6 protein-coding genes are annotated in these 12,170 nt (G+C 47.6%); 2 read left to right on the top strand and 4 right to left on the bottom strand.

Features of this window, described 5'->3' with window-relative positions; translation table 11 throughout:
- Positions 1-99 precede the first annotated feature (99 nt).
- Positions 100-288 carry a hypothetical protein gene (locus DXV75_RS04425; protein WP_115592166.1) on the top strand — a complete coding sequence of 63 codons (189 nt, stop codon included), beginning with the start codon at positions 100-102 and terminating at the stop codon, positions 286-288.
- Between the two features lie 431 nt (positions 289-719).
- Here DXV75_RS04425 and cspE read toward each other — a convergent pair whose 3' ends face one another.
- Positions 720-932 carry a transcription antiterminator/RNA stability regulator CspE gene (gene cspE, locus DXV75_RS04420; RefSeq protein WP_115592165.1) on the bottom strand — a complete coding sequence of 71 codons (213 nt, stop codon included), beginning with the start codon at positions 930-932 and terminating at the stop codon, positions 720-722.
- A 300-nt stretch (positions 933-1,232) separates the two neighbouring features.
- On the opposite strand from cspE, the gene DXV75_RS04415 reads away from it, so the two are divergent.
- Positions 1,233-2,213 (top strand): IS5 family transposase, encoded by a 981-nt coding sequence (locus tag DXV75_RS04415; RefSeq protein ID WP_115592164.1) that lies wholly within the window; start codon positions 1,233-1,235, stop codon positions 2,211-2,213.
- Positions 2,214-2,540: 327 nt separating this feature from the next.
- On the opposite strand, the gene DXV75_RS04410 is transcribed toward DXV75_RS04415, so the two are convergent.
- The 3 genes from DXV75_RS04410 to DXV75_RS04400 form a co-directional block, all read right to left on the bottom strand.
- Positions 2,541-4,898, bottom strand: a complete 2,358-nt coding sequence (locus DXV75_RS04410; RefSeq protein WP_115592163.1) for a PKD domain-containing protein — start codon at positions 4,896-4,898, stop codon at positions 2,541-2,543.
- Between the two features lie 417 nt (positions 4,899-5,315).
- Positions 5,316-8,450, bottom strand: coding sequence for a TonB-dependent receptor (locus DXV75_RS04405; protein ID WP_115592162.1), 3,135 nt, complete (start codon positions 8,448-8,450; stop codon positions 5,316-5,318).
- Positions 8,451-8,971: 521 nt separating this feature from the next.
- A complete protein-coding gene (locus DXV75_RS04400) occupies positions 8,972-12,106 on the bottom strand; it encodes a TonB-dependent receptor (protein ID WP_115592161.1) in 3,135 nt (1,044 codons plus the stop codon).
- Between the last annotated feature and the right edge of the window lie 64 nt (positions 12,107-12,170).

Below are 12,170 nucleotides of genomic sequence, written 5' to 3'. Positions count from 1 at the left end.
ATTATATTCATGGCTATTACAGCCGACTGAGACCGCATTCATACAACGGTGGTTTAACACCGAATGAATCGGAGAAACGTTACTGGAATAGCTACAACGATGTGGCCAAAATTACTTGACCACTACACATCCGTATCCAACAGCATTGGCCAGCGTATTGGTTCAGTAAAAGATGACTCTGAAAATCTGGCCATCCATGCCCATCAGACCATGAAAATGACCACCATCGTCGAACAAGAATCGGCCCAACTTCAGCAATACATTGAAGACTTTAAAGTGCACGGTTGATCAGGAACTCAAGAATGTGGCTTTTCCATTGCCCTTCAAATAGCTTGATTAGAACTATTTAATAAAAACCAGCACCATATAATTTCTCAGAGACTTATTATTAATCAACACTTTAAGAATAAAGTGTTGATGAGAAACTATAAATTATATTGACACCAGCCAATTTAAAAATTTCTTTTTTTCCACTATATTCTGAAAGCTAATATTTTTAAGCTTTCGACTATCCTTAAAAACAACACTGAGTTTATTTGCAGATATAGCGGAAATTGGTGGGTGAGCATTAATGCTGTCGCCGTTGTAGATATAAATCATATATTAAAGCTTATTAAAATTGAGAGTCTGGGAAGTAAGAAAAAAATGAGACTGGATTCAAGGAGAGTGTTTTGTGGTAAAAAGGCCAGCTTGTGCCGGCCTTCAATGCAACTTGATGGTTAAACAGCAATCACGTTAGCAGCTTGCGGGCCTTTTTGACCTTGCTCAATGGTAAATCTCACTTGCTGTCCTTCAGTAAGCGATTTATACCCTTCTGAAACAATTGAACGAAAATGAACAAAGACGTCTTTACCGCCGTCGCTTGGTGTTAAAAAACCAAACCCTTTATCTTCATTAAACCACTTAACCATGCCATCTACTGAATTAGACATATTTGAAACCTTTTATTAATTAAATATTTTAGTGGAACTCCACCGATAGACCTTAGATAAAAACAAGTAAAACATTAACCAGTAGAGCAAATGAAAATACAAGTTCAACCTAAATTAATAAAAGAAGAAAAAGAAATGCAAAGTGCAGTAATAGATAAAGATTTTAAATTCCTAAAGCTAATGAATATTACGCTATTAATCTGTGTGTGTATAGAAGTTTATTTTTTTACTTAGGGAAGATGCGAATAAGTCCCCGATGTGAGATCATAGCTGGATAGTAAATCACAGCCATTACCGCCCATGAGCCAACAGTTAACTTTTGCCGACAGTGAGTTTTCTAGCAAACGCCGCCAGACCCGTAAAGAAATTTTCTTATCCCGGATGGATAACCTGTTGCCGTGGTCTCAACTGCTGGAAGTGATTGAACCCTTTTATCCTAAAGCAGGTAATGGCAGACGTCCGTATGCGCTTGAGACCATGTTTCGCATTCATTGTATGCAGCAATGGTATAGCCTCGGTGATGAAGCGATGGAAGATGCGTTATATGAAATTGCTTCGATGCGTCAGTTTGCGCAACTGTCACTGGATAAAGCGATTCCTGACCGCACGACCATTATGAACTTCCGGCATTTGCTGGAAAAGCACAAGCTAACTCGCAAATTATTCAAAACGGTCAATCAATGGCTGTCGGAGTGCGGTGTGATGATGACGCAGGGCACACTGGTGGATGCCACAATTATTGAAGCCCCCAGCTCCACTAAAAACAAAAAGAATGAGCGTGACCCGGATATGCATCAGACCAAGAAAGACAATGAATGGCATTTCGGCATGAAAGCTCATATTGGTGTGGATGCCAAGAGTGGTCTCACCCATACACTGGTAACCACCGCCGCCAATGAGCATGACTTGAATCAGATGAAGAGCCTGTTGCATGGCGATGAGGAATTCATCTCTGGCGATGCTGGATATCAAGGCGCAGAGAAGCGTGAAGAACTTAAAGAAAAGGATGTGGAATGGCTGATTGCTGAGCGTCCCGGAAAAGTGCGGGCACTGAAAAAGCATCCCCGTAAAAACAAAACTGCCATCAACATCGAATATTTAAAAGCCAGCATCCGGGCAAAGGTTGAACATCCGTTTCGCATCATCAAATGCCAGTTTGGTTTTATCAAAGCTCGCTATAAGGGATTGATAAAAAATGACTCACAGTTAGCCATGCTATTCACCTTGGCGAACCTGTTTAAAGTAGACCAGATGTTACGGCGACAGCCAAGATCTGTCTGAAATCCGGGAATAGCCCGGAATAAGGTCGAAATCAGGCCTAAAACGGCGGCATATTGGCCTAAACTGCAAAATTAGTGTTTAAAAATTAGGCAGGTGAGTCTGCGGCTTAACTGAGCGTTAAAATGCGGGACTTATTCGCTGTTTCCCTAAGTAAATGGCGACAATTCGCTGCAAAATTGAACAGCAAAGATCAACAGGCCCTAGCCACATTTGGTCGAGAGAGATGGTTCACTGCAAGCGGAATCAGGATTTCAGAGTCTCTGTTCCAGGTTCCACCGGGGCGCTAACTTCTCCCCGGTTTCCGGCTGCAACAACGGCAAGTAACGGCTACTCGAACGTTACATCAGAGGAAGTATTGATTACCAGCCTGTCGAACATGCCGGTTGTGGTCGCATTCGAATCGGTAATCCGTGCACCATTAAGATTAAAATTTCGAAAACGGATGTTACCTATGCTTCCTGAGCCGTTATCAAAATCCTCAATGGCATTCAGCAGTAAATTGTCCTGCAACTGGCCATTTCCTCCCAGAACCTGACCATTGAGCACTTCGTTTTTGATCGTCACAAGTTCATTGTAGGTTGGCATGTAGCTAACATAAATGTTCTCAAACAACCAGGTGTTATAAGACTGATTGGGGTAAAACTCGTTTCTCAGATATATCACCCTCGAAGTGGGTCCTTCCATCCAGATATTGCGCAAAATAATGTCCGAGATAGTGCCTGCCCTGGAATCGCCATCCGGGCGTTCTGTCAGATTCGCCAGACCGCGGTTTTTATTCAGCCCCGTCCATTCTGTATGAAGCACATGGATGTTTTCTATCAGCACGTTGTCAACGGTTTTGGGGTACCAGCCAAACTGGAATATGCCACCGTTATCCATCTGCCAAACCACGCAGTTTTTAACCGCTGCTTTTGAATGGTAGATTTTAAAGGCATCGTCCATTGGAGAGGCAAAGCAGTCAGTAATTTCTGAACCTGTGCCTACATCGAAGCCGTCGTTGTTATAACGCCAGTTGCCCAGCAATTTGATATTACTGATCCTGGCCCATGAATCATTGCTGTCGGCCTCGGCACCGAACACATAAAAGGGGGCGTTTACCAGTGTCAGCCCTTCTACGATCAGTTCATCCTGCTCGGCATCCAGCAACTTGATCCCTTCCCGTGGGCAACCATCGGAGTACCCACCACCATCAACACAGACTCTCTCAGACAAAGGCATATCGCTGTCAGCATTATATTTGGTTTTATCAGCCCGCCAGGGAAACTTCTCACCCGAGATAACGCCCCGCCCTGAGATGGTATAACCGGTGCCAGGGCCAGCAGAATGATCTGCGTTGATTGCCCCCATGACGTACGCCCCTCCGGCCAGGTATACCTGCCTGACATTTGAAGGTACCTCCCAATAGCTCAGTTCATGAGTACCCGGGGCAAAGTAAATCACCTCTTTCCCCTTTGCCGCCTCCCTGTCGAACTTCTCACCATTTTCAATTACATAAGTGGTTTCAGCAGATTTATCCGGCACGGGGGCAATGTCTTCCCGTTCAGTGCGATCCGCGAACAGCAACAGCGCATCCATAGGAATATCTTTAAGCGGCGCGTAGCGGTTGTCTTTGAACTCCACCGAAAGTTTGCGATTAGACTGCAATAGACGAATTTTTATGCGCCTGGCGGCGACATCTTTTTCCACTATCTGATAGGCCACTTCAGCCAGTGCCTCAGGTCTGACGATGATGTCAGAGACTGCGCCGGCATCCTCCAGTTTATGCACCGAAACCTCTACAGGAGAAGCCGCAGCATCGAAGGAGAACTGAGTCCACGCAAAAGTGCGCTGGGTATTACGATAGGCGTCAGCACCATCAGCAGTTCCCGGCTTTAGTCTCGGGGACATAGCCGCTAAAGGAGGAATCGTTTGCAACACTGTAAGCGGAACCCCGTCAATAGAAACACTGAATTTCGCCGACAGATCTTCTGCCGGTAATTCACCAAAGGTGTAAATTTGTAGGTTTGAAGTGCGATCAGGCTCAGCTATGGCCTTTGAGCCGGTGACAATCACCGTCACCTCATCGCTAACAGAACCACCCGACGTACCCGTTGCGGTAAGCGTAAACGTAAGCAAGGTTTCCTCATTTACCCTGGGGGCTGTAAACATCGCAGTGACATCCGATACATGGGTCAGCTCCACAGTAGGGCCACCCGTCTGCTGCCACACCAAACCTTGCAGCACATTTTCAGGGTCTGATACCGAACCCGTCAGGCTGACCGATTGTTCCGCAACAGCGGTTTGATCGGCCCCAGCAGATACGGTAGGAGCCTGCTCCACCGGCTCAACCGTAACTGTAACGCTGCGACTGGCGGTTCCACCGGCGTCATCGGTAACGGTCAAGCGAAATACCAGATCTTCGCTGTCATTTACCTCTGGTGCAGTAAATAGAATTGAAGACGTTGTTGCACCACGCAAACTTACCGTATGACCGCCAACCTGATTCCATTGATAACTTTTTACTGAGCCATCTGCATCATTTGCCACAGCACTTAGCGTCACCTTTGAGCTCTCTTCAACCGTCTGATTTTCAATGAAAATCGTCGGATTAATGTTTCCGGAAGCCCCGGTACCACCGCTACCACAGCCTGCCAGAGCCAAAGCAGTAAACAGGCTGGCAAAAAATTTGCCGTTAACATACATCATACGTCATCCCTTACTCTGTTTGTGTTCAGGCCCATTCGGTCATTAACCGCAGAGGCAACGGAAACTCTGCCCGCTGAGCAGCAGACATCCTCACCGGACCACGCCATCTCAGCTATTGATTGAGCGGAACCCATTGATATTCAGACAAAAACAAAACGTTTTGATTAACATTGCTACAACTTATGTATTACAATAATATTATTGGGTGACGGATAGCAATAGAAAATGCGGGTTTGGTAGATTAGCAACAACCCAAAATTAAAGCGTTGGTTACGCCATGTTGTTTGGCTTGATGGCAATTGAGGTACAGGAGCATATGGGAATTCGGAGTTAAGGTACTGCAGTTTCCGCGCGTATGATATACAAAAGCCCGGGAAACACACAGGTATCGCCGGGCTTTTGATGCGTTGCTATTTTTTAGAATTTATAGTTGAGTGACAACTCGTAAATTCTTCCGGTATAGGTAATACGGCTTACCGCACGCTCGTCAAAACCGAGGTACTCCTTACCAACTTCATCAGTTAAGTTATAACCACGGAAGAACACTTTGGCTTTCTTGGTCAATGCATAGGAAGTTACAAGATCCAGTCTGCCCATTGCCTCCCGCGTACGGGAGTTGGTACCCAGGAACGAGTTTGCACCCTGTAACTGCAGATCATCACGCCAGTTGTAGGCAATACGAATACTGACCCCGTTATTCTCCCAGTAACCAATGATGTTGTAAGACTCAGGAGATACACGGTCAAGTTCAACCTCACTGCCACTCTGTCTTAACTTGGTGTAGTTAAATACTCCACCGAAACCGTTCCAGGGGTAAGGCAGGAAATCCAGTTTCTGCTGAATCGCCAGTTCAAAACCTTCCACCTTGATTTCGTCGTCGGTATTGATGGGGGTTCTGATGACCACTTCCCGGTTAACCAGGTTGCCATCTTCATCAACAAACGGCTCTACCTGCTGACAGGAAAATTCGCTGCCGCCGATATCAATACGCTCGATATCACCCACCAGTGCGTTAACGATTTCATTCGAACCATCTTCCGGGCAGTAACCTTCCTGCTCATCAAACAGGTTAGAGATATCTTTTCTGAAGTAACCGATTGAAATCGCACTACCTTCCCGGTTGTACCATTCCAGCGATACGTCATAGTTGGTTGCATCATACGGCCTTACGGTGGCTGTCGGCAGGTCCAGCGTGACCGTGTCTGCATTGGCTCTGAGCGCCGCCGTTGGCCGCTGGGCCAGCAGGTTTGGCCGCACCAGCCCTTCGTAGAAGGCACCACGCAAAATCACATCATCGGTCAGTTCAAACGCGATATTCATCATCGGCAGCGTATGGCTGTAATCGTCCTCAAACTCTTTAAGCACGGCCACACCGTTACGCCCTTGGGCATCTACCTGGGTCTCAAACCCGTTAAAGGTATTAGAGGTTTCCTCGTACCGTACACCCAGGTTACCGGAATAGAACACAGAGCCCAGCTCACCGGAAAATTCGGTGCTTACGTACATGGCAAGAATGTCCTGCTCGGCATCAAAGTTGTAACCCAGATTGGTTGGCAGACCACTGGTATTATTCTGGGTATCCCAGAAACCGGTGCGATTTCTTTCCAGGCCTGGATAAACCGAAACATAGCTTCTGCCGGTAACCAGGTCATTCAAATCGGTCACAATTCCGGTCTGCAATGCCGCAATTGCAGCAGCGTTGTCTATGGTTACCCAACCATTGGTATGATCAAACGTACCCGGCATGTTGCCGTTGAAATAATCGTTCTGAACATTTGACAGCACCTGGTCGGTAAGAAACGCACCGCTGATCTGCGCGGTATCAATACCGGCTGGCCCCTGGCGCTGATCGATGCTTTCCAGCGACTCCCTGGAGAAGCGCCCACCAAACTTAATCGCATCCACCTTGAGCCCGTCACCGAAACCAAAATCGGTAAAGCGCTGGCCACCAAATTCAACACTGCTCATTTCCCTGGACAGGTCCCGCACGCGACCGTTTATGTTGAAACTGAGTCGCCGCCCCTGGTTGGCGTCATCCACCGAGGTTAACCCCGAAGACGTAGTAATAGGTTGGGACCAAATCAGGTTGTCATACACATAGGGCGTTTCCAGACTACCGGAAACCACCACATTACTCAGGTTACCCTGCCCGGTATTAATGGTTCCGTTAAAGCCGGTAGGCACACTCGGCACTGAAATGGCACTACCACCTGCCGGGGTATAATTGAATTTGTTCCGCCAATCCTGGCTGTGAACAAAGTTGATGCCTACGTTCTCGAAATTATTTTCCGCTTCAGAATGGGTAATTACGCCATCAAATATCCATTCATCAGCAACATAGTCGGCATACAGCATGATGCCCTGTGATTTTTCATTGAAGGTGGTTTTACGGTTTTCATTCTGGAATGTACCGTCAGTAAAATTGATGTTCGACACACCATAGATTTGCCCTGCATCTGCTTCATCGGCCAGGCGATCATAGGCAAACGGGGCTGTATCCATGTCCAGCGTTACCAGCGCGTCGTAATTGTCGCGGGCACTGTTACTGCGGTTAAATCCGGTTTCAAACGAGGTGGTTTCTTTGGTACCGTCATCCAGATCACGCTCTGAATACAGCAGATGCGCGCCAATTTTGAAATCGTCTGTCAGGCGGTATTCGATGTTACCCGACATTGAAACACGGTCACCGTCACTGAACTCGCTCACATTGCGGCCGCGCATCGGCACACGAACCTCGGCATCATCTGGAATACCCCAGTACTCACGGTACTCATCGATATTGGTAGCCCTTCCAGCATCAACAGGCACATAGTCAATGATGTCGAAGGTATCACGGCGGAAGGTTTGACCAGAGGCAGCTAACTTAAAAGCAACAGCCAGTTTGTCTTCAATCAGGTGTTTTACACCGGAAAATTTGAGGCTGGGGTCAATTTCACCAGTCAGTTCTTCATAACGGCCACCGGCACTTACCGTAAAGGTGCCATCTTTTTTCGACAAGGCCTGCTGAAGCTTCTGATCAACAACCCCGGCCACGCCACCCGCCTGCAGGTCAGCAGTCGGGCTTTTCACAACGGTCACACCGTCAAAGACACTCGCTTCAAACGCAGCAAAAGGATTTGGCTCACCTACCGCATTAATGTTACTGGCGGCAGAAGGCGTGGCAAAAGACTGGCCAAATGCGGTGGTTTTCACAAATCCGCTGCCCAAACCACGCAAACTGATGCTGGACTGTCGACCTTCCTGATCGCTGTTTAACTGCACACCGGGAATGGCCTGAAGCGCTTCCCCCAGATCCAGCGCTGGCAAGGCGTCAATGTCGGTTGCCGAAATAGCATCAACAATAGAGGGGGCTGAACGTTTTACGTTCAGAGCGTTTTCCAACGATGCCCTAACCCCGGAAACTTCGATAATTTCAAGGGTTTCCTCTTCAGGGGCAGCGTTATTTTCGAGTGCCTGTTTGACTTCCTGCGCCAGGATTGAAGGGGACCCAATTGTTAATAAGAGACAGGCCGCTCCACCAGCTATTGATTGTCTGTTTCGTTTGTTATTCATGACATATCCTGTTTTTCAGTGTGTGATTTTGACCGATATGGAGCGTGTTCCGACTACCAATCAATCATCAGTAAATCGCGTGTTAAAGAGGGCCCTCCCAACAGCGCAACAACTTAATAACACCATTAACAAGATCGCGCCAGTCCCTCTGAAAGTATGATTTCCCGTTTCATGCTGCAGTATTTTTGACCAATTTTGAGCCCAAATAACCATAAATAGCGACCTTAAAGGATTATATATGAGCTACTATGACCAAATTAGACAACTTATGACAACAAAAAAAGTAAACAAAATTTACATATAAGTTAAAAAACATAACAATAAAATTTGAACTTGTTGCTGGAATTGAACGCAATCTTCTGCCCAATACCAATCTGAAAGTTCGCTCAAAAAGAAGTCAGTTTGTGAAGAATACGCTCGGTGGGGGATGTAATGGTTCGATAGATTGGCGGAGATGCCAAATCATAAAAAAGCCCGGCAACCAATCTGATGGTTACCGGGCTTTTTACTGCTTTTGTATTTTAGAATTTATAGTTAAGTGATACCTGGTAAATTCGGCCGGTGTAGGTCATGCGGCTTACCGCACGCTCATCAAACCCGAGGAATTCCTGACCAATTTCATCGGTCAGGTTATACCCTCGCAGGAACACCTTGGCTTTCTTGGTCAGTGCATAAGAAGCAACAAAATCCAGTCTGCCCATAGCCTTCCGCGTACGGGTGTTAGTACCCAGGAAGGAGTTTGCTCCCTGCAACGTCAAATCATCACGCCAGTTATAAGCTACACGAATACTGATACCGTCGTTTTCCCAGTAACCAATGATGTTGTAAGACTCGGGTGATACGCGAGTCAGGGCGGCTTCATCCCCGGTCTGTTTCAGCTTGGTGTAGTTAAACACACCACCGAAACCGTTCCAGGGATAAGGCAGGAAATCGAGTTTCTGCTGAACCGCCAGCTCAATCCCTTCCACCTTGATTTCTTCATCGTTGTTGATGGGCGTATTGATGGTTACTTCACGATATACCAGGTTGCCATCGACATCGGTAATTGGCTCCACCTGCTGACAGGAAAACTCGCCGCCACCGATATCAACACGTTCAACATCACCCAACAGCGCGTTTACGATTTCATTCGATCCGTCTTCCGGGCAGTAGCCTTCCTGCTCATCAAACAGGTTAGAGATATCTTTTCTGAAGTAACCGATCGAAATTGCACTACCTTCACGGTTGTACCATTCCAGCGATACATCATAGTTAGTTGCATCGTACGGTCTTACCGTGGCTGTTGGCAGATCAAGCCTGACTGTTTCTGCTCCGCCTCTGACCGAAGCCGTTGGCCGCTGAGCCAGAAGATTAGGCCGTACCAATCCGTCGTAATAAGCACCACGCAGAATAACCTCATCGGTCAGCTCAAAGGCAATATTCATCATGGGCAGAGTATGGCTGTAATCGTCCTCAAAGGTTTTGAGAACCGCTACACCATTACGCCCTTGATTGTCGACCTGGGTCTCAAACCCGTCAAAGGTGTTGTTGGTTTCTTCGTAGCGTACACCCATATTACCGGAATAGAACACAGGGCCCAGCTCACCGGAAAAATCAGTGGTTACGTACATGGCCAGAATGTCCTGCTCGGCGTCAAAGTTGTAACCCAGATTGGTAGGAAGTCCGCTTTGGTTGTTCTGGGTATCCCAGAAACCGGTACGGTTTCTTTCCAGGCCAGGGTAAACCGCAACATAGCTTCTGCCAGTAACGAGGTCATTCAGATCGGTCACAATGCCGGTTTGCAATGCCGCAATTGCAGCTTCGTTGTTAAGGGTTACCCAGCCGTTGGTATGGTCGAATGTGCCAGGCATATTGCCGTTAAAGTAATCGTTTTGAACGTTAGACAGCACCTGATCAGTCATGAAACCACTGCCTATCTGCGCGGTATCAATACCCGCTGGCCCCTGGCGCTGGTCGATACTTTCCAGTGCCTCGCGGGAGATACGACCACCAAATTTAATCGCGTCAAAACGAAGGCCATCGCCAAAACCAAAGTCGGTGTAACGCTGGGCCCCAAACTCGGCACTGCTGTAATCCCTGGACAAATCACGGACCCGGCCGTTAATACCAAATTGCAGGCGACGACCCTGGTTGGCATCATCCACTGACGTTAAGCCAGAAGACGTGGTGATGGGTTGAGACCAGATCAGGTCGTCATATACATAGGGGGTGTCCAGGCTACCGGAAACCACCACATTGTTCAGGTCTCCCTGGCCGGTGTTGATGGTACCGTCAAAGCCGGTAGGCACGCTGGGAACTGAAATACGGTTGCCGTCTGCGGGGGTATAGTTGAACTGCGCCCGCCAGTCCTGGCTGTGGTTGTAATAAATTCCCACGTTTTCAAAGTTATTTTCCGCTTCTGAATGGGTAACTACCCCATCAAATATCCACTCATCAGCCACGTAATCGGCATAGAGCATGATGCCCTGTGATTTTTCATTAAAGGTGGTCTTACGGTTTTCGTTTCTGAATGTACCGTCGGTAAAATCGATGTTCGACACACCATAGATTTGCGCTGCATCCGCTTCATCCGCCAGACGGTCGTAAGCAAACGGTGCGGTATCCATATCCAGCGTTACGAGAGCGTCGTAATTGTCACGGGCACTGTTATTGCGGTTAAATCCGGTCTCAAACGAAGTGGTTTCTTTAGTACCGTCATCCAGATCACGCTCTGAGAACAACAGGTGCGCGCCAATTTTGAAATCGTCTGTCAGGCGGTATTCGATGTTGCCCGACATGGACACACGATCACCGTCACTGAACTCACTCACGTTGCGGCCGCGCATCGGCACCCGAACTTCGGCATCGTCAGGAATACCCCAGTACTCACGGTACTCATCGATATTGGTAGCCCGGCCAGCATCAACAGGAACATAATCAATGATATCGAAGGTATCTCGGCGGAAAGTTTGCCCAGAGGCTCCTAACTTAAAGGCCACAGCCAGCTTGTCGTCAATCAGGTGTTTTACACCAGCCAGTTTCAGGTTGGGGTCAATTTCACCGGTCAGTTCTTCATAACGGCCACCAACACTCACTGTAAAGGTGCCGTCTTTCTTTGAAAGGGCCTGTTGCAGTTGCTTGTCAACAATACCTGCAACGCCACCCGCCTGCAGGTCGGCAGTCGGGCTTTTCACAACAGTTACACCGTCGAATATACTTGATTCGAAGGCAGCAAAGGGGTTCGGAGAACCGACTGCATTTAAGTTACTCGCGGCAGACGGCGTTGCGAAAGACTGACCAAATGCCGTGGTTTTCACAAATCCGCTGCCCAAACCACGCAGACTGATGCTTGACTGGCGGCCTTCCTGGTCACTGTTTAATTGCACACCAGGAATGGCCTGCAAGGCCTCACCTAAATCAAGCGCTGGCAATGCGTCAATATCGGTAGCTGAAATAGCATCAACGATTGAAGGGGCTGAGCGTTTTACGTTTAGTGCATTCTCAAGAGAAGCCCGAACCCCGGAGACTTCGATGACTTCAAGGGTTTCCTCATCCGGGCTCGCATTATTGTCCAGCGCCTGTTTAACTTCCTGCGCAAGAACAGAAGGGGTTGCAAAGGTTAATAAGAGACAGGCTGCTCCTCCAGCAATCGATGGTCTATTTCGTTTTATGCTCATGACTTGTCCTGTAGTGTGTTGTGTTATTTTTGAACAAAAAAGAGTGCATTTGAAAGTTCAACTT

It is taken from the genome of Alteromonas aestuariivivens, assembly GCF_003367475.1.
Lineage (GTDB): Bacteria > Pseudomonadota > Gammaproteobacteria > Enterobacterales > Alteromonadaceae > Alteromonas > Alteromonas aestuariivivens.
The sequence above is the reverse complement of the archived record's forward strand: the minus strand, read 5'-3'. Positions and strand labels throughout refer to the sequence as shown.

Bases quoted from the DNA above. Each gene is read 5' to 3' on its own strand.
- DXV75_RS04425 (WP_115592166.1), top strand. From the start codon at position 100: ATGTGGCCAAAATTACTTGACCACTACACATCCGTATCCAACAGCATT.
- cspE (WP_115592165.1), bottom strand. From the start codon at position 932: ATGTCTAATTCAGTAGATGGCATGGTTAAGTGGTTTAATGAAGATAAA.
- DXV75_RS04415 (WP_115592164.1), top strand. From the start codon at position 1,233: ATGAGCCAACAGTTAACTTTTGCCGACAGTGAGTTTTCTAGCAAACGC.
- DXV75_RS04410 (WP_115592163.1), bottom strand. From the start codon at position 4,898: ATGATGTATGTTAACGGCAAATTTTTTGCCAGCCTGTTTACTGCTTTG.
- DXV75_RS04405 (WP_115592162.1), bottom strand. From the start codon at position 8,450: ATGAATAACAAACGAAACAGACAATCAATAGCTGGTGGAGCGGCCTGT.
- DXV75_RS04400 (WP_115592161.1), bottom strand. From the start codon at position 12,106: ATGAGCATAAAACGAAATAGACCATCGATTGCTGGAGGAGCAGCCTGT.